The sequence below is a fragment of the Streptomyces lavendofoliae genome (genome assembly GCF_014649735.1).
In the GTDB taxonomy this organism is placed as follows: Bacteria; Actinomycetota; Actinomycetes; order Streptomycetales; family Streptomycetaceae; genus Streptomyces; species Streptomyces lavendofoliae.
Map to the genome: position 1 here is coordinate 77,070 of NZ_BMTP01000007.1, position 16,151 is coordinate 93,220.

A 16,151-nucleotide genomic window follows, 5' to 3' on the forward strand; every position below is an offset into this window, starting at 1 on the left:
AGTTAGGCGTACTTTGAATATATGCCCGAGCTCTCGCCCCGTCGGCGCCTGCTGGTCCTGGCGATCTGCTGCATGAGCCTGCTGATCGTCAGTCTCGACAACACCGTCCTGAACGTCGCACTGCCCTCCATGCGCCGTGAGCTGGGCGCGGACGTCGCCGGGATGCAGTGGACCATCGACGCCTACACGCTCGTGCTGGCGTCGTCGCTGATGCTCGCCGGCTCCACGGCCGACCGGATCGGCCGCCGCAAGGTCTTCATGGCCGGGCTGGTCCTCTTCACCCTCGGCTCGGTGCTGTGCTCCCTCGCCCCGGACCTGCCCTCGCTGGTGGCCTTCCGCATGGTGCAGGCGGTGGGCGGTTCGATGCTGAACCCGGTCGCCATGTCGATCATCACCAACACCTTCACCGAGCCACGCGAGCGTGCCCGTGCCATCGGCGTCTGGGGCGGCGTCGTGGGCATCTCCATGGCGGCGGGCCCGCTGGTCGGCGGCGTGCTCACCGACTCGGTCGGCTGGCGCGCGATCTTCTGGATCAACCTGCCGGTCGGGCTCCTCGCCCTGTTCCTCGCCTTCCGGTACGTCCCCGAGTCCCGTGCCCCCCGGCCGCGCCGGGTGGACCCCGTGGGCCAGCTGCTGGTGATGACGCTCCTGGGTTCTCTGACGTACGCCATCATCGAGGCGCCCGTCGCCGGGTGGACCTCCCCGCTGATCATCGGCCTCGGCGTGGCCGCCGCCCTCGCCCTGGCCGGGCTGGTGCTGTACGAGCGGAGGCGCGCGGACCCGCTGATCGACCTGCGGCTCTTCCGCAGCGCCCCGTTCGGCGGGGCCACGGTCGTCGCGGTGTGCGCCTTCGCGGCGCTGGGCGGGTTCCTCTTCGTCAACACCCTGTACCTCCAGGACGTGCGGGGCCTCACCGCGCTGCACGCCGGGCTGTACATGCTGCCCATGGCGGCGCTGACCTTCGTCTGCGCGCCCCTGTCGGGGCGGCTGGTCGGCAGCCGGGGCCCCCGCCTGCCGCTGCTGATCGCCGGTGCGACGATGACGGCGAGCGGGGTGCTGTTCGCCGCGTTCGAGGCGGAGACGTCGACCCCGCTGCTCTTCACCGGGTACGTGCTGTTCGGCCTGGGCTTCGGCATGGTGAACGCCCCCATCACCGACACGGCCGTCTCCGGCATGCCCCGTGCCCAGGCGGGCGTCGCCGCCGCGGTCGCCTCGACCAGCCGGCAGATCGGCCAGACGCTGGGCGTCGCCGTCATCGGCGCCGTCCTGGCCGCCGGCGTCCCGGCCGCCTCGCACACGGCCGGCTTCGTCGCCGCGAGCCGCCCGGCCTGGTGGGTGATCGCCGGCTGCGGCCTGAGCGTGCTCGTGGTCGGCGCCGCCACCAGCGGTCCCTGGGCCCGCGCCACCGCCGCCCGCACGGCCCGGCGCCTGGAGGAACCCGGGCCCGCCCCCACCCCGGGCTGAACGACACCCGGTGCGCCCGGCCCGGAGCGGCGAGCACGGGGGCCGCTCCCGCGGGGCCGCACGCCGGCGTCCGGGCGGCAGGGGCCGCGCGGGGACTCCCCCCACGACGCACGACAAAGGCCCGGACCCCCGTGAAGGGGGCCCGGGCCCTGTTTCGCGCCGTGCGACATATCGCCGTGCGCGGTACGGGGGGAGGCGACCGGTGGGGTCAGCTCTCCTGGGACTCGCCGAGGGCGCGCTCGCGCATCTTGCGCAGCAGGTCCTGCTTCTGGTCGGCGGCGGCCCGGCGGTCGGCCGCGCGGGCCGGGGCGGAGCCCTGCTGGTCGGCGCGGGACAGCTTCTTCCGCTGTCCTCCTACGCCGAGAAGGTTGTTACGGCTCTTGGCCACGGGTTCTCCATCGTGGTGAGAAGTGATTCGGCTGGGGGCGCGTGGGGGGCGGGTGGTCGGGCCCGCCGCACTCTCACTCGTAGATCGGAAGGAACGGCATGGAGTGACGGTACCCCGCCCGGGTGCGACCGGCATCCACTTTTCCCTGCGGATGACTGCTGACAGATATTGAAATCTGTCAGCAGTCATGTCACCGTGGAGGGACGACGCAGTTCCCCGCACCTCGAGGAGCCCCCATGACCTCCGCCCTCCCCCTCCGCCGGCTCGGCACCACCGGGCCGGACGTCTCCGCCCTCGGCCTCGGCTGCATGGGCATGTCCGCGCTGTACGGCGACGCCGACCGCGCCGAGTCCATCGCCACCATCCACGCGGCCCTCGACGCCGGAGTCACCCTCCTGGACACCGGCGACTTCTACGGCATGGGCCACAACGAGCTGCTCATCAACGAGGCCCTCCGCACCGCCCCCGCCGCCTCCCGCGAACGGGCCCTGACGAGCGTCAAGTTCGGCGCCCTGCGCACCGTCGAGGGCGGCTTCACCGGCTACGACGGCCGCCCGGCGGCGGTCAGGAACTTCGCCGCGTACTCGCTCCAGCGTCTGGGCACCGACCACATCGACGTCTACCGCCTCTCCCGCGTCGACCCCGACGTGCCGATCGAGGAGACGGTCGGCGCCATCGCCGAGCTGGTCGAGGCCGGCCACGTACGCCACATCGGGCTCTCCGAGGTGGGGGCGGCCACGCTCCGCCGCGCCGCCGCCGTCGCGCCGATCGCCGATCTCCAGATCGAGTACTCGCTGGTCTCGCGCGGGATCGAGGCCGAGATCCTGCCCGCCGCGCGCGAGCTCGGCATCGGCGTCACCGCGTACGGGGTGCTGTCCCGGGGCCTGATCAGCGGCCACTTCTCCCGCGACCGCGCGCTCGCGCCCGGCGACTTCCGCGGCGTGAGCCCCCGCTTCCAGGGCGAGAACCTCAGCCGCAACCTGAACCTGGTCGACCGGCTGCGCGAGGTGGCACAGGGCAGGGGCGTCACCGTGGCCCAGGCCGCCATCGCCTGGGTGCTGGCCCGGGGCGAGGACATCGTCCCGCTCGTCGGCGCCCGCCGCCGGGACCGCCTGGCCGAGGCGCTCGGCGCGCTCGACGTCACGCTCGACGCCGGTGACCTCGCCGCCGTCGAGGCGGCCGTCCCGGCGGGCGCGGTGGCCGGCGCGCGCTACCCGGAGGCCCAGATGGCACACCTGGACAGCGAGCGCTGACCGTCCCCGCCGCCGGGGTACCTTCACTGTCCATGAGCACCGATGCCCTGACCCCCGACCGCATCCTCGAAGCCACCGAGGAGGTGCTGCGCCGCTACGGCCCGGCCAAGGCGACGGTGGTCGACGTGGCGCGGGCCCTCGGTGTGAGCCACGGCAGCGTCTACCGCCACTTCCGCACCAAGGCGGCGCTCCGCGAGGCGGTCACCGAACGCTGGCTGGAACGCGCGGTGCGGGAGCTGGCCCCCTTCGCCGACGGACCGGGCCCGGCCGCCGAGCGGCTCACCGCCTGGCTCTCCGCGCTGTTCGCCGCCAAGCGCCGCAAGGCCGGTGCCGACCCGGAGCTGTTCGCGACGTACATGGTGCTGATCGGCGAGAGCAGCCGGGTGGTGGCCGAGCATGTGGACCACCTCGTCGGGCAGCTCGCCCGGATCGTCGAGGACGGCCACCGGCAGGGCGAGTTCGCCGCCCCGGTGACCGACGCCACCACCACGGCCCGCGCGGTCTTCGACGCCACCGACCGCTTCCACGACCCGGCACACGTCGCCGACTGGAGCGAGCCGGACATCGACGCGGCCTTCGACGCCGTGGTCGCCCTGCTGCTGCGCGGCCTGCGCGCGTAGGCCCGACACCCTCGGCGCGCCGTCCCGCCCCGCACCCGCCCGGCGCCGCCGCCCCGCCGTCCCGGCTCCGCGTACGCCGAGGCCCCCGGTCCCTCACCAGGGAACCGGGGGCCTCGCGCGCCGAGCGGGGTGTCAGCAGCCGAGCAGGCGGCTGCCGAGGTAGCCCTGGATCTGGTCCAGGGAGACGCGCTCCTGCTTCATGGTGTCGCGCTCGCGCACGGTCACCGCGTTGTCGTCGAGCGTGTCGAAGTCGACCGTCACGCAGAACGGCGTGCCGATCTCGTCCTGGCGGCGGTAGCGGCGGCCGATGGCGCCGGCGTCGTCGAACTCGATGTTCCAGTTCTTGCGCAGGTCGGCCGCGAGGCCCTTGGCCTTAGGCGACAGCTGCGGGTTGCGGGACAGCGGCAGCACCGCGACCTTGACCGGCGCGAGGCGCGGGTCGAGGCGCATCACGGTGCGCTTCTCCATGACGCCCTTGGCGTTGGGGGCCTCGTCCTCGTTGTACGCGTCGAGGAGGAACGCCAGCATCGCGCGGCCGACACCGGCGGCGGGCTCGATGACGTACGGCGTCCAGCGCTCGCCGGCCTCCTGGTCGAAGAACGACAGGTCCGTGCCCGACGCCTTGGAGTGGGCCGACAGGTCGTAGTCGGTGCGGTTGGCGACGCCCTCCAGCTCGCCCCACTCGCTGCCGCCGAACTGGAAGCGGTACTCGATGTCGGCGGTGCGCTTGGAGTAGTGGGAGAGCTTCTCCTTCGGGTGCTCGTACCAGCGCATGTTCTCCTCACGGAGACCCAGGTCGCGGTACCAGTTCCAGCGCTGCTCCATCCAGTATTCCTGCCACTGCTCGTCCTCGCCCGGCTTGACGAAGAACTCCATCTCCATCTGCTCGAACTCGCGGGTGCGGAAGATGAAGTTGCCCGGAGTGATCTCGTTCCGGAAGGACTTGCCCATCTGCGCGATGCCGAACGGCGGCTTCTTGCGCGAAGTCTGCTGCACCTGCGCGAAGTTGGTGAAGATGCCCTGGGCGGTCTCGGGCCGCAGGTAGGCGACGGAGCCGGAGTCCTGGGTCGGGCCGAGATGCGTGGAGAGCAGGCCGGAGAACTGCTTGGGCTCGGTGAAGGTGCCCTTGTTGCCGCAGTTGGGGCAGCCCAGGTCCTTCAGGCCGTTCTCGGGAAGGCGGCCGTGCTTCTCCTCGTACGCCTCCTCCAGGTGGTCCGCGCGGAACCGCTTGTGGCAGGAGGTGCATTCGGTGAGCGGGTCGGTGAACGTGGCGACGTGGCCGGAGGCCTCCCAGACCTCGGAGGCCAGGATCACCGACGAGTCGATACCGACGACGTCCTCGCGCGAGGTGACCATGTAGCGCCACCACTGGCGCTTGAGGTTCTCCTTGAGCTCGACACCCAGCGGTCCGTAGTCCCAGGCGGCCCGCTGACCGCCGTAGATCTCGCTGCACGGGTAGACGAAGCCACGGCGCTTGCTCAGGTTGACGATCGAATCGATCTTGTCGGCGGCCACTGTGCTCTCTTCATAACGACGATGGCGAACGGCGAATGCCTCAGGTTACCGGCGCGCGCACCCCTGGGATCAAATCGGTGGGTGGCCGGGGCCACGTACCCCCTTTGTTGACAATCGTTTCCAACATTGTTGAAAATGAATCCCATGAACGTACGACGCCTGATACCCACGACCGCCCTGGCCGGAGCGGTGGCCCTCGGTCTGGTCACGCTCTCCGCCTGCGGCGGAACCTCCGCCTCCGGCAAGGAGGACGGCAAGCTGGATGTGGTGGCGTCGTTCTACCCCATGCAGTTCCTGGCCGAGCGGATAGGCGGCGACCACGTCTCCGTCACCACCCTCACCAAGCCGGGCGTCGAGCCGCACGACCTGGAGCTCAAGCCGAAGCAGATCGGCGAGCTCGGCGAGGCGGACTACATCCTCTACCTCAAGGGTATCCAGCCCGCCGTCGACGACGCCATCAAGCAGGCCGGCGTCAAGAACACCGTGGACGCGGGCACCCTCACCGAGCTGGAGAAGCACGGCACCGCCACCGACGGCCACGCCCACGAGGGCGAGGGCCACGGGCAGGACGAACACGGCGGCGAGCACGACGCACACGCCGGCGAAGAGGCCGGAGCCGACCCGCACATCTGGCTGGACCCGGTGAAGTACACCGAGGTCGCCAAGGGCGTCGGCGCCTCCCTGGAGAAGGCCGACCCGGACAACGCGGCGGCGTACAGGAAGAACACCGACGAGCTGGTGAAGAAGCTGGACGCGCTCCACGGGAAGTTCGAGCGGGGCCTGCGGAACACCCGCACCAAGACCTTCATCACCACCCACTCCGCCTTCGGCTACCTCGCCGAGCGGTACGGCCTGGACCAGGAGGGCATCTCCGGCGTCGACCCCGAGTCCGAGCCGAGCCCCGCGCGGATCAAGGAGCTCCAGGACACCGCGAAGAAGGACGACGTCACCACCGTCTTCTTCGAGACCCTGGCCAGCGACAAGACCGCGAAGACCCTCGCCCGGGACACCGGCCTCGGGACGGACGTCCTGGACCCGCTGGAGGGAATCACCGACCGGTCGAGGGGCGCTGACTACATCGAGGTCATGGAAGCCAACCTCGCCGCGCTGCAGAAGGCCCTCGGCGCGAAGTGACACGCATGGGAGGCAGCACTGTGAGCAGCGAACCCGCCAGGACAGAGCCCGTCATATCCGTCCGCTCGGCCACCGCCTCGCTCGGCTCGCGCCCCGTGCTGCGCGGCGTCGACCTCACCGTCCACGGCGGTGAGGTCGTCGCGCTGCTGGGCGCCAACGGCTCGGGCAAGTCCACCGCCGTCCGCTCCATGATCGGCCAGGTCCCCCTCACCGGCGGGTCCATCACGCTGTTCGGCACCGAGCTGAAGCGGTTCCGCGACTGGTCGCGCGTCGGCTACGTACCGCAGCGCACCACCGCCGCCAGCGGTGTCCCCGCCACGATCCGCGAGGTCGTCTCGTCCGGCCGCCTCTCCCGTACGAAGCTGAGGTGGCCCTCCAGGGCCGACCGGGCTGCCGTGGAGCGGGCCATCGGGCTCGTCGGGCTCGCCGACCGCGCCAAGGACTCGGTGAGCGCCCTGTCCGGCGGCCAGCACCAGCGGGTGCTGATCGCCCGCGCCCTCGCCGCCGACCCCGAGCTGCTGATCATGGACGAGCCCATGGCGGGCGTCGACCTGGCCAGCCAGGAGATCCTCGCCTCGACGCTGCGCGAGCAGGTCGCGGGCGGGGCGACGGTCCTGCTGGTGCTGCACGAGCTGGGCCCGCTGGAGCCGCTGATCGACCGCGCGGTGGTGCTGCGCGACGGCTGCGTCGTCCACGACGGCCCGCCGCCCAGGGCCGTCGGCCAGCACGCGCTGCCGGGCCACGACCACGTACATCCGCACGCGGCGGACGAGCCGCTCCGCACGGGACTGCTGACCTGACATGGAAATCCTCCAGCTCGCCTTCATGCAGCGCGCGCTGCTCGCGGCCGTCCTGGTCGGCATCACCGCGCCGGCCGTCGGCATCTACCTGGTCCAGCGCCGGCAGGCCCTGATGGGCGACGGCATCGGCCACGTCGCCATGACCGGCGTCGGCCTGGGCTTCCTGCTGTCCACCAACCCGGTGTGGATGGCCGCGGCGGTCTCCGTCGCCGGCGCGATCACCATGGAGCTGATCCGGGCGTACGGGCGCACCCGCGGCGACATCGCACTGGCGCTGCTCTTCTACGGCGGCATGGCCGGTGGCGTGATGCTGATCAACCTGTCGCCGACCGGGTCGAACGCGAACCTCAACTCGTACCTCTTCGGCTCGCTGTCCACGGTGTCCGAGGAGGACGTCACCGCCATCTGCGTACTGGCGGCGTTCGTGATCCTCGTCACGCTGGGGCTGCGGCGGCAGCTGTTCGCCGTCAGTCAGGACGAGGAGTTCGCGCGGGTCACCGGCCTGCCGGTACGGGCGCTGAACCTGCTCATCGCCGTGACCGCCGCGGTGACCGTCACGGTCGCCATGCGGGTGGTCGGGCTGCTGCTGGTCAGCGCCCTGATGGTGGTGCCGGTCGCGGCGGCGCAGCAGCTGGCGCGGAGCTTCCGGATGACGTTCACCCTGGCCGTGCTGATCGGTACGGGGGTGACGCTGGCCGGTACGGCGACCTCCTACTACCAGGACGTGCCGCCCGGCGCGACGATCGTGCTGCTGGCCATCGCGGTCTTCGTCGTCCTGACCGGCCTGGCCGCTCCGCTGGCCCGGCGGCGGGCCCGGGCCGCCGAGCCCGCGCCCGCGGCGGCGTGCGACGTGGCCGTCGCCGGCGCCCCCGGCCCGGCGGACGACGACGTCAGGGTCGGGAAGCCCTGACACGGGCCTGCCGGGCCCGTCGGCGGGGCCTGGCAGAATGGCCCGGACGTACGAGTGAGCGGGCCGAGTGTTGAGGAGGCACCTGTGGCGATGGCTGGAACCCCCGGCGTGCGCGGCCGGTCGACCCGGCAGCGAGCTGCCGTGTCGGCGGCGCTGAACGAGGTGGACGAGTTCCGCAGCGCGCAGGAGCTGCACGACATGCTCAAGCACCGCGGCGACTCGGTGGGCCTGACGACGGTCTACCGCACCCTGCAATCCCTCGCCGACGCGGGCGAGGTCGACGTGCTGCGCACCAGCGACGGCGAGGCGGTCTACCGCCGCTGCTCGACGGGCGAGCACCATCACCACCTGGTGTGCCGGATGTGCGGCAAGGCGGTGGAGGTCGAGGGCCCCGCGGTGGAGCAGTGGGCCGAGACGATCGCCGGCGAGCACGGCTTCGTGAACGTGGCGCACACGGTGGAGATCTTCGGTACGTGCGCGGAGTGCGCCGCCAAGTGACCCGCGCGTGAGGGGCCCGCGTCGGCGGTGTGCCGGTGCGGGCCCCTCACGCGTGCCGCGTCGCGGGCGGGGGATGTGCTGGTCCAGGATCGCCCGCGGCCGGTCGGCGCCGTCCGGGTCAGCCGGCCGGCTGCTCGCCCTCCGGACGGCCCCGCATGGCCAGCAGCTCCTCGTTGGGGATCGCCCCGCCGAAGCGGCGGTCACGCTGGGCGAACTCCAGGCAGGCGCGCCACAGGTCGCGGCGGTCGAAGTCGGGCCACAGCACGTCCTGGAAGACCATCTCGGCGTACGCGCTCTGCCAGATGAGGTAGTTGGAGGTGCGCTGCTCACCGCTGGGCCGCAGGAACAGGTCCACATCCGGCATGTCCGGGTAGTACAGGTACTTCTGGATCGTCTTCTCGCCGACCTTCGACGGGTCGAGCTTGCCCGCCTTCACGTCCTCGGCGATGGCCTGCATGGCGTCCGCGAGCTCGGCGCGCCCGCCGTAGTTCATGCAGAAGTAGAGCGTGAGCCGGTCGTTGTCCTTGGTCTGCTCCTGGGCGATCTGCAGCTCCTTGGCCACCGACTTCCACAGTTTGGGCATCCGGCCCACCCAGCGCACCCGGATGCCCAGCTCGTCGAGCTGGTCGCGGGTCTTGCGGATGAAGTCGCGGTTGAAGTTCATCAGGAAGCGCACCTCGTCCGGTGAGCGCTTCCAGTTCTCGGTGGAGAAGGCGTACAGGGAGATCGAGCCGACGCCCATCTCGATCGCGCCCTGGAGGACGTCGAGGACGCGCTCGGCGCCGACCTTGTGGCCCTCGGTACGCGGCAGGCCGCGGTCCTTGGCCCAGCGGCCGTTGCCGTCCATGACGATCGCGACGTGGTTCGGCACCAGCTCGCCGGGGATCTTCGGCGGCCGGGCGCCCGAGGGGTGCGGCTCGGGGTTCTCGTAGTCGCGGCGGGACCGGCCCAGGAATCCGCGTCGTGCCATGCGGCTCACACTCTCCTCAATCTGCTTCTACTTCTCGACGTACCGAAGGGAGCGCAGCCCTCGCTCCAGGTGCCAGTGCAGATACGCGGACACCAGTCCGCTGCCCTCCCTGACGTGGCGCGGCTCGCACGCGTCCGCCGTCTCCCAGTCGCCGGTCAGCAGCGCGCTGAGCAGACCGACGGCCTCCGCAGAGGGTACGACGCTCCCCGGCACCCGGCAGTCGCCGCATATGACACCGCCCGCCGCCACCGAGAAGAACCGGTTGGGGCCCGGCAGGCCGCAGCGCGCGCAGTCGTCGAACGAGGGCGCGTAGCCGTTCACGGCCAGCGAGCGCAGCAGGAAGGCGTCCAGGATCAGGTGCGGGGCGTGCTCCCCGCGCGAGAGGGTCCGGAGCCCGCCGATGAGCAGCAGGTACTGCTGCACGGCCGGCTCGCCCTCGTGGTCGGTGAACCGCTCCGCGGTCTCCAGCATCGCGGTGCCGGCCGTGTACCGCGCGTAGTCGGTGACGATGCCGCTGCCGTACGCCGCGATCGTCTCGCTCTGCGTGCACAGCGGCAGCCCGCGCCCCACCAGCTCGGATCCCCGCGCGAAGAACTGCACGTCGACATGGCTGAACGGCTCCAGCCGCGCCCCGAACTTCGACTTGGTCCGCCGTACGCCCCGCGCGACGGCCCGCACGCGGCCGTGCCCGCGCGTGAGGAGCGTGATGATGCGGTCGGCCTCGCCCAGCTTCTGGGTGCGCAGCACGACGCCGTCGTCGCGGAACAGGGTCATGGGCCCATTGTCCCGTACGCCCGGCCGGGCCCGGGCCCGCTCGGACATAACCGCCCAGGTGTATTCATATACCGGCGCACCCCCGCTTCCCGCCAAGGGCGAGCACCGCGGCGCGGGGCCGTCGGCCTCCTGGGCGCCGTCGTCGCGGGAGGACTCCGGGCTCACGCTCCTCCATGACGACCAGGTCTTCGAGACCATCGCCCGCACCACGGGCCCGCCCGTACCCGCGATCGACCCGCGCTGCCGAAGCCACCCGGCGTCACGGCACCTCGCCACGGCTCCGCGCGTTCACGTACGACATCGCCGCGCTGAGCCGCTCCGCGTCCGTCGCCGGCCGCACCCCCTCCGGCGGGCAGTCCCACTCCCGCCCGCCCCCGATGGGCCGCAGTTGCAGGTACGGCCCCACGTGCCCCATGAGGCGCCCCACGCGTCCACTGCGGACATCGACGACGTACGACCCGACGGGCAGGTTCATGAGCGGCCACCTTCCTCCGGCAGAGCGGCGGCCAGCCTGCGCGCCGTCTCCACCGTGCAACGTCCCAATTCCACGAGCGGCCGAGGGGGCTCGGCGGCACACGTGACGGGGTCCAGCCCCAGGGAGGGCAGTCCGATCCCCGCCCTTTCCAGTGCCGCGCGCAATTCCGCCAACGCCTCCTCCGCGTCCCGAACACTCCCCGGCGACTGCCGCTCGGTCTCTTCCTTCACCAACGCCGTCCTTTCCGAATCCATTTCCCGCTTACTGCCCCCAGGATGGCCCCGCACCTCTAGCATTGGCGGTTGCGCACGCGCTACAACTGCACGGCAGGACTGGGGTGTTAAGCCATGGCCAACGCAGGCTCGTCCAGGCAGGCCGCCTGGGAGTTCTACGGCACGGAGCTGAAGAACCGGCGCGAAGCCGCGAAAATGACGCAGCAGGAACTGGGGCGGAAGGTGTTCGTCTCGGGCGGGTACATCGGCCAATTCGAACAGGCCATTCGCAAACCGCAGTTGGATGTGGCGGCGAGGATCGACGAGGTCCTACAAACCGATGGTTTTTTCGAGCGGATGTGTCGCCAACTCATCAACAAGTCGCCCTATGCCGAGTATTTCGCGGCAGCGGCGGAGCTGGAGTCCTTGGCGACGGCCATCTGTGACTTCGCCCCGGCGATCGTGCCGGGCCTGCTCCAGACGGCGCCGTACGCCCGGGCCGTCATCCTCGCGAGCAACCCGTTCGCCGCCGACGACCAGATCGAGGAGAAGGTGGTCGCCCGTATGGAACGGGCGCGTCTCCTCAAGGACCCTGCCACGCCCGAGTACTGGGTGATCCTTCACGAGCACGTGCTACGGCCGCCCACGGGCGGACCGGCGGTGATGGCCGAGCAACTCGACCACGTCGCGGCACTCGCACACCGCCGCAGGGCGCTGGTCCAGGTGCTTCCCGCCGCAGCTGGGGCCCACCCGCTCATGGGGCGCATGCTGACGCTCATGGAGTTCGAGGACGCACCTCCAACCGCCTATACGGAAGCCGTGTATTCAGGCAATCTCCTGGACGACCCGGCCCTGGTGAAGCGCGTACGGGCCGCCTACGATCTGCTCAGGGCCAGCGCACTGGCGCCGGAGGCGTCCCTGACCCTGATCGAATCAGCGGCGGAGGACCACAGACGATGCGCGAGTACGAGCTGAGCGGCGCCCCCTGGCGCAAGAGCAGCTACAGCGACGACAACGGTGGAAGCTGCGTCGAGGTTCTCGACGACGCCCCCGGCGACCTCGTCCCCGTGCGGGACAGCAAGAACCCCTCCGGACCGGTCCTGGTGGTCGGCGCACACGCCTGGCGGGCGTTCGTCGAGGGTGTCGGTGCCGGTGGCTAACGTGATCACATGAGTTCTTCCCTCAGCGCATACCTGCTCGACCCCGAGGCCGCCCGCGCCCTCGTCGGTTCCGCTGACGAGCAGCTGCTCCAGGTCATACGTGACCGCTTCGGCGACGACCTGGCGGCCGACGACCGCTACTTCTCCTCCGAGATAGCGGACGGCGCCCCCACCGCGTACGAGGCGCTGCGCGCGGTGGTGCACGGCGGGCCGTTCCACGAGAACAAGCAGTACGCCTTCCAGTACGGCTACGCCTACAAGCGCCTGTGCTCCCTGACGGGCGCCTTCCTGGACAACTCCTCCTTCAGCCCGTTCCGGGGCGACTGGCTGGAGGTCGTCGACGAGGGACTGCGGGCACTGCGGATCACCGCCGTCTCCGTGGCGGAGCTGGGGTACTACGACGGTCTGCCGGCGGGGATCCCGTCCTACGACCTGCCGCGCTGCGGCGAGTGGACGCACGGGGAGTGCCTGGAGGCGCTGGAGCAGTTCGAGCGGACCAAGCGGGACGGTCACGCCCCGCCGCTGGAGCCCCAGGTGGTCGACGCCGTCATGGACGTCATCGGCTGGCTGCGCCACGCGCAGGCCCGCCCCGGCCTCGGCGTCGTGGGCTTCGTCGCCTGAGGCGTCACGGCTCCCGCCCCTCCTGCTTCGCCACCACCACGTCCTTGCGGAGCGCCCGCGCCAGGATCACGCCCACCACGATCAGGCCCACCGCGAACCACCGGGGAGCCGCGTCGTGGATCAGGACGAGCACGCCCATGGGGATCAGCAGGCCGACGAACGGCATCAGCAGGCTCCGCACCGGCGGCCTGGGGACGGCCGGGTACCACTCGGTGAAGCGCATGGCGGTGACCAGCGCGGAGGCTGGGATCAGCCAGGCCGTCCAGAGGTTGTCGGGATCGCGCAGCACCAGGTCCCCGACGCCGCCGGCCAGGGCGGCCACCAGGAAGGCGAGGGACCAGGCGTGGGTGACGACCACGTTGGCCCGCAGGAAGCCGGGAGTGTGCCAGAACGCCCGGGGCACCTTCTTCCGGGCGTACGGGGTGGTCAGCGGAACCCTCGCCGCGACGGAAAGGACCGCCAGGGCGACGACCGCCAGGTCGGAGACTTCGTTGGCGTACGTCTCCAGCCACCGCAGCGTCTCCGGCGGGGCGATCATGCCGACGACGGTGAGCACCGCGAAGAGGACGAGCCCCGCCACCTCCAGGAACACCGGGCGGTGGCGCACCAGCACCAGGACGACCGCCACCGCCAGGGCCAGCCAGGCGGCCGGCTCGTAGCGACCGGGCCCGAGCAGCAGCGTGAAGACGATCCACGGGGACATCCCCGTGATCGAGCTGTTCATCAGCCTGGCGCCCCAGCCGGCCGTGCCGTCCATGGTTCCAGCGTGGCGCGATTCATGCCGCGAGGCGAGAGATGCCATAAGCCCGGCTTATGGGGTCATAGGCGGGGGGCGGGTACCGAGGTGAGGCGAGCCTTACTTAGGGTGCGTATGAGCACTCACGTGACCGCTCACTCCTCGCTCGAAGGGAATTCGTCATGCCCCGCCCCCTGCGGGTCGCGATCGTCGGTGCCGGCCCCGCCGGAATCTACGCCGCCGACGCGCTGCTGAAGTCCGAGGCCGCCACCGACCCCGGCGTGTCGATCGACCTCTTCGAGCGGATGCCGGCGCCGTTCGGCCTGATCCGGTACGGCGTGGCCCCCGACCACCCGCGTATCAAGGGCATCATCACGGCGCTGCACCAGGTGCTCGACAAGCCGCAGATCCGGCTGTTCGGCAACGTGGACTATGGCACCGACATCGCCCTGGACGACCTGCGGGCGTTCTACGACGCGGTGATCTTCTCCACCGGTGCGACGGCGGACCAGGCGCTGGACATCCCGGGCATCGACCTCGACGGCTCGTACGGCGCCGCCGACTTCGTGTCCTGGTACGACGGCCACCCGGACGTGCCGCGCACCTGGCCGCTGGAGGCCGAGAAGGTCGCCGTGCTGGGCGTGGGCAACGTCGCGCTGGACGTGGCGCGCATCCTCGCCAAGACGGCCGACGAGCTGCTGCCGACCGAGATCCCGCCGAACGTCTACGAGGGCCTGAAGGCCAACAAGGCGCTGGAGATCCACGTCTTCGGGCGGCGCGGCCCGGCGCAGGCGAAGTTCAGCCCCATGGAGCTGCGCGAGCTGGACCACTCGCCGAACATCGAGGTCATCGTCAACCCCGAGGACATCGACTACGACGCCGGGTCGATCGAGGCGCGGCGCTCCAACAAGCAGGTCGACATGGTCGCGAAGACCCTGGAGAACTGGGCGATCCGCGACGCCGGGACCCGGCCGCACAAGCTGTTCCTGCACTTCTTCGAGTCGCCCGCCGAGGTCGTCGGCGAGGACGGCAAGGTCGTCGGACTGCGCACCGAGCGGACCGAGCTGGACGGCACGGGCAACGTCAGGGGCACGGGCGCGTTCACGACCTGGGACGTCCAGGCGGTCTACCGCGCGGTGGGCTACCTCTCCGACGAGCTGCCGAAGCTGCCCTTCGACCTGGCGAGCGGCACCGTGCCGGACGAGGGCGGCCGGGTCGTCGAGGGCGGCACGCACATGGCGTCGACGTACGTCACGGGCTGGATCCGGCGCGGCCCGGTCGGGCTGATCGGTCACACCAAGGGCGACGCCAACGAGACGGTGGCCAACCTGCTGGAGGACCACCGTGAGGGCCGGCTGCTGACGCCGGCCGCCCCGGAGGAGGGCGCGGTCGACGCGTTCCTGCGGGACAAGGGCGTGGAGTACACGACGTGGGAGGGCTGGTACCGCCTGGACGCCGCCGAGCGGGCGCTGGGCGAGGCCGAGGGCCGCGAGCGCGTCAAGATCGTCGAGCGTGAGGGCATGCTGCGGGCGAGCGCCGGGCAGTGAGCCGGTGCGACCGGGCCGCCTCCCCTGGGACTCCGGGGGGCGGCCCGGTCGCCGTCACGCGTCCAGCAGCGGGACGAGCTGCTCCTCCTCGTACACGAGGTGGGCCTCCAACTCGTCCGTGAGGCGTTCCACTTCGCGCAGTACGTGGCCGGGGTCGGCCGTGTCGCCGGACACGACCTCCTTCAGTTCCGCGAGCAGGGCGGCGATCCGCACGTGCTCCCGCTGGAGGCGGTCCACCACCGGGGCCAGTTCGGGGTGGCGGTCGGCGAGCATCGGGAAGAGCATCGTGTCCTCCCCGGTGTGGTGGTTGTGCAGGCCCTGACAGACGGCCAGGCAGTTGACGCGCAGCTGCGTGCCGAGGCCGGTGGCGGTGCCGGACTCGGCGATCTCCTTGCGGATGAGCCCGAGTTCGCGCCGGAACATGTCGTGGACGACCTTGATGGCCTCGCCCATCGACTTCGCGTTGACGTGCGGCGGGCCGGGCACCTCGTCGAGGGCGACCACGGGGATCACGCGGCTGGTCTTCGCCTGGTAGTCGGCCCACCCGGAGTCGGCCTCGACCGCGCGGGCGAAGGCGCGGTCGCGTTCCTCACCCTCCAGGACGGTGGCGTCGGCCTCGTACGTGAAGACGCCGCTCTCGACGGTCACCCGGGGGTGGGCCAGCAGATTGTGGTACCAGGCCGGGTGCTTGGGCGCGCCGGCGGCCGAGGCGATGATGAGGATGCGGCCGTCGCCGTCGGGGTAGTAACCCACGGGCGTGGTGTGGGGCCTGCCGGACCGGGCGCCGGTCGTGGTCAGCAGGACGAGCCGGGCTCCCTCGAACCATCCGCCCACGCGGCCGTGGTTGGCTCGGAACTCCTCGATGACCGGCTGATTGAAATCGTTGGGCAATTGTCTGCTTTCTGCTCCGGGGTGAAGGACTGCTGAGCGCGCGGACGCGCGTGGAGAGAAAACAGAAGGAGGCGGGGCCCTGGCCCGCCCCGGCGTCACGCCGAGGCCGGGTGCCCTACTCGTGTGTGGCCCAAGGCCGACCCGGCAGTCACCGCGTCAACGTACCGATGACGCCGGACGCGC

19 protein-coding genes are annotated in these 16,151 nt (G+C 71.3%); 11 read left to right on the forward strand and 8 right to left on the reverse strand.

The window, feature by feature from the left end:
• Positions 1-21: 21 nt before the first annotated feature.
• Entirely contained in the window at positions 22-1,464 is a 1,443-nt protein-coding gene (locus IE109_RS15045; protein WP_189551380.1) for an MFS transporter, read from the forward strand.
• A gap of 208 nt (positions 1,465-1,672) precedes the next feature.
• Here the strand turns inward: IE109_RS15045 and IE109_RS15050 are convergent, their stop codons facing one another.
• On the reverse strand, positions 1,673-1,852 hold the full coding sequence (locus IE109_RS15050; RefSeq protein ID WP_189551381.1) for a DUF6243 family protein: 180 nt from the start codon (positions 1,850-1,852) through the stop codon (positions 1,673-1,675).
• A gap of 236 nt (positions 1,853-2,088) precedes the next feature.
• Between IE109_RS15050 and IE109_RS15055 the strand changes: the two genes are divergently transcribed.
• Together IE109_RS15055 and IE109_RS15060 are read left to right on the forward strand one after the other, a co-directional pair.
• Positions 2,089-3,105 carry an aldo/keto reductase gene (locus IE109_RS15055; protein ID WP_189551382.1) on the forward strand — a complete coding sequence of 339 codons (1,017 nt, stop codon included), beginning with the start codon at positions 2,089-2,091 and terminating at the stop codon, positions 3,103-3,105.
• A 32-nt stretch (positions 3,106-3,137) separates the two neighbouring features.
• Entirely contained in the window at positions 3,138-3,725 is a 588-nt protein-coding gene (locus IE109_RS15060; RefSeq protein ID WP_189551383.1) for a TetR/AcrR family transcriptional regulator, read from the forward strand.
• Between the two features lie 132 nt (positions 3,726-3,857).
• On the opposite strand, the gene IE109_RS15065 is transcribed toward IE109_RS15060, so the two are convergent.
• On the reverse strand, positions 3,858-5,240 hold the full coding sequence (locus tag IE109_RS15065; RefSeq protein WP_189551384.1) for a glycine--tRNA ligase: 1,383 nt from the start codon (positions 5,238-5,240) through the stop codon (positions 3,858-3,860).
• Between the two features lie 144 nt (positions 5,241-5,384).
• Between IE109_RS15065 and IE109_RS15070 the strand changes: the two genes are divergently transcribed.
• From IE109_RS15070 to IE109_RS15085, 4 genes are all read left to right on the forward strand, one after another.
• Positions 5,385-6,374: a metal ABC transporter substrate-binding protein gene (locus IE109_RS15070; protein WP_189551385.1), complete on the forward strand. Its 990-nt coding sequence runs from the start codon at positions 5,385-5,387 to the stop codon at positions 6,372-6,374.
• A 5-nt stretch (positions 6,375-6,379) separates the two neighbouring features.
• Entirely contained in the window at positions 6,380-7,174 is a 795-nt protein-coding gene (locus IE109_RS15075; protein WP_189551386.1) for a metal ABC transporter ATP-binding protein, read from the forward strand.
• Between the two features lies 1 nt (position 7,175).
• Entirely contained in the window at positions 7,176-8,084 is a 909-nt protein-coding gene (locus IE109_RS15080) for a metal ABC transporter permease (RefSeq protein WP_189551387.1), read from the forward strand.
• Positions 8,085-8,174: 90 nt separating this feature from the next.
• On the forward strand, positions 8,175-8,582 hold the full coding sequence (locus IE109_RS15085; RefSeq protein ID WP_179166373.1) for a Fur family transcriptional regulator: 408 nt from the start codon (positions 8,175-8,177) through the stop codon (positions 8,580-8,582).
• 118 nt (positions 8,583-8,700) lie between these two features.
• On the opposite strand, the gene IE109_RS15090 is transcribed toward IE109_RS15085, so the two are convergent.
• The 4 genes from IE109_RS15090 to IE109_RS33165 all read right to left on the reverse strand — a co-directional run bounded on the left by IE109_RS15090 (position 8,701) and on the right by IE109_RS33165 (position 11,055).
• A complete protein-coding gene (locus IE109_RS15090) occupies positions 8,701-9,552 on the reverse strand; it encodes an isoprenyl transferase (RefSeq protein ID WP_189551388.1) in 852 nt (283 codons plus the stop codon).
• Positions 9,553-9,579: 27 nt separating this feature from the next.
• Positions 9,580-10,326 carry a DNA repair protein RecO gene (recO, locus tag IE109_RS15095; RefSeq protein ID WP_189551389.1) on the reverse strand — a complete coding sequence of 249 codons (747 nt, stop codon included), beginning with the start codon at positions 10,324-10,326 and terminating at the stop codon, positions 9,580-9,582.
• Between the two features lie 259 nt (positions 10,327-10,585).
• Entirely contained in the window at positions 10,586-10,801 is a 216-nt protein-coding gene (locus IE109_RS15100) for a hypothetical protein (protein ID WP_189551390.1), read from the reverse strand.
• Complete coding sequence (locus IE109_RS33165) at positions 10,798-11,055, reverse strand: hypothetical protein (protein WP_229891074.1); 258 nt, start codon at positions 11,053-11,055, stop codon at positions 10,798-10,800. The genes IE109_RS15100 and IE109_RS33165 overlap by 4 nt, the downstream gene beginning before the upstream one ends.
• A 93-nt stretch (positions 11,056-11,148) precedes the next feature.
• Here IE109_RS33165 and IE109_RS15105 point away from each other — a divergent pair, with 93 nt between their 5' ends.
• Genes IE109_RS15105 through IE109_RS15115 form a run of 3 tightly spaced genes read left to right on the forward strand, consistent with a single transcriptional unit; the run spans position 11,149 to position 12,794 of the window.
• Entirely contained in the window at positions 11,149-11,988 is an 840-nt protein-coding gene (locus IE109_RS15105; RefSeq protein ID WP_189551391.1) for a helix-turn-helix domain-containing protein, read from the forward strand.
• Positions 11,970-12,173 (forward strand): DUF397 domain-containing protein, encoded by a 204-nt coding sequence (locus IE109_RS15110; RefSeq protein ID WP_189551392.1) that lies wholly within the window; start codon positions 11,970-11,972, stop codon positions 12,171-12,173. Before IE109_RS15105 ends, IE109_RS15110 begins: the two co-directional genes overlap by 19 nt.
• A gap of 9 nt (positions 12,174-12,182) precedes the next feature.
• Positions 12,183-12,794: a DUF7691 family protein gene (locus IE109_RS15115; protein ID WP_189551393.1), complete on the forward strand. Its 612-nt coding sequence runs from the start codon at positions 12,183-12,185 to the stop codon at positions 12,792-12,794.
• Positions 12,795-12,798: 4 nt separating this feature from the next.
• On the opposite strand, the gene IE109_RS15120 is transcribed toward IE109_RS15115, so the two are convergent.
• Entirely contained in the window at positions 12,799-13,551 is a 753-nt protein-coding gene (locus IE109_RS15120; RefSeq protein ID WP_189551394.1) for a hypothetical protein, read from the reverse strand.
• Between the two features lie 161 nt (positions 13,552-13,712).
• On the opposite strand from IE109_RS15120, the gene IE109_RS15125 reads away from it, so the two are divergent.
• Positions 13,713-15,077, forward strand: coding sequence for an FAD-dependent oxidoreductase (locus IE109_RS15125; protein WP_189551395.1), 1,365 nt, complete (start codon positions 13,713-13,715; stop codon positions 15,075-15,077).
• Positions 15,078-15,131: 54 nt separating this feature from the next.
• Here IE109_RS15125 and IE109_RS15130 read toward each other — a convergent pair whose 3' ends face one another.
• Positions 15,132-15,968, reverse strand: a complete 837-nt coding sequence (locus tag IE109_RS15130) for a nitroreductase/quinone reductase family protein (protein WP_189551396.1) — start codon at positions 15,966-15,968, stop codon at positions 15,132-15,134.
• Positions 15,969-16,151: the final 183 nt, after the last annotated feature.

Excerpts from the sequence above, each read along its gene's own strand:
- IE109_RS15105 (WP_189551391.1), top strand. The coding sequence starts at position 11,149 with ATGGCCAACGCAGGCTCGTCCAGGCAGGCCGCCTGGGAGTTCTACGGC.
- IE109_RS15115 (WP_189551393.1), top strand. The coding sequence starts at position 12,183 with ATGAGTTCTTCCCTCAGCGCATACCTGCTCGACCCCGAGGCCGCCCGC.
- IE109_RS15055 (WP_189551382.1), top strand. The coding sequence starts at position 2,089 with ATGACCTCCGCCCTCCCCCTCCGCCGGCTCGGCACCACCGGGCCGGAC.
- IE109_RS15075 (WP_189551386.1), top strand. The coding sequence starts at position 6,380 with ATGGGAGGCAGCACTGTGAGCAGCGAACCCGCCAGGACAGAGCCCGTC.
- IE109_RS15085 (WP_179166373.1), top strand. The coding sequence starts at position 8,175 with ATGGCTGGAACCCCCGGCGTGCGCGGCCGGTCGACCCGGCAGCGAGCT.
- IE109_RS15045 (WP_189551380.1), top strand. The coding sequence starts at position 22 with ATGCCCGAGCTCTCGCCCCGTCGGCGCCTGCTGGTCCTGGCGATCTGC.
- IE109_RS15125 (WP_189551395.1), top strand. The coding sequence starts at position 13,713 with ATGCCCCGCCCCCTGCGGGTCGCGATCGTCGGTGCCGGCCCCGCCGGA.
- IE109_RS15100 (WP_189551390.1), bottom strand. The coding sequence starts at position 10,801 with ATGAACCTGCCCGTCGGGTCGTACGTCGTCGATGTCCGCAGTGGACGC.
- IE109_RS15080 (WP_189551387.1), top strand. The coding sequence starts at position 7,176 with ATGGAAATCCTCCAGCTCGCCTTCATGCAGCGCGCGCTGCTCGCGGCC.
- recO (WP_189551389.1), bottom strand. The coding sequence starts at position 10,326 with ATGACCCTGTTCCGCGACGACGGCGTCGTGCTGCGCACCCAGAAGCTG.
- IE109_RS15110 (WP_189551392.1), top strand. The coding sequence starts at position 11,970 with ATGCGCGAGTACGAGCTGAGCGGCGCCCCCTGGCGCAAGAGCAGCTAC.
- IE109_RS15090 (WP_189551388.1), bottom strand. The coding sequence starts at position 9,552 with ATGGCACGACGCGGATTCCTGGGCCGGTCCCGCCGCGACTACGAGAAC.
- IE109_RS15060 (WP_189551383.1), top strand. The coding sequence starts at position 3,138 with ATGAGCACCGATGCCCTGACCCCCGACCGCATCCTCGAAGCCACCGAG.
- IE109_RS15120 (WP_189551394.1), bottom strand. The coding sequence starts at position 13,551 with ATGGACGGCACGGCCGGCTGGGGCGCCAGGCTGATGAACAGCTCGATC.
- IE109_RS15070 (WP_189551385.1), top strand. The coding sequence starts at position 5,385 with ATGAACGTACGACGCCTGATACCCACGACCGCCCTGGCCGGAGCGGTG.
- IE109_RS33165 (WP_229891074.1), bottom strand. The coding sequence starts at position 11,055 with ATGGATTCGGAAAGGACGGCGTTGGTGAAGGAAGAGACCGAGCGGCAG.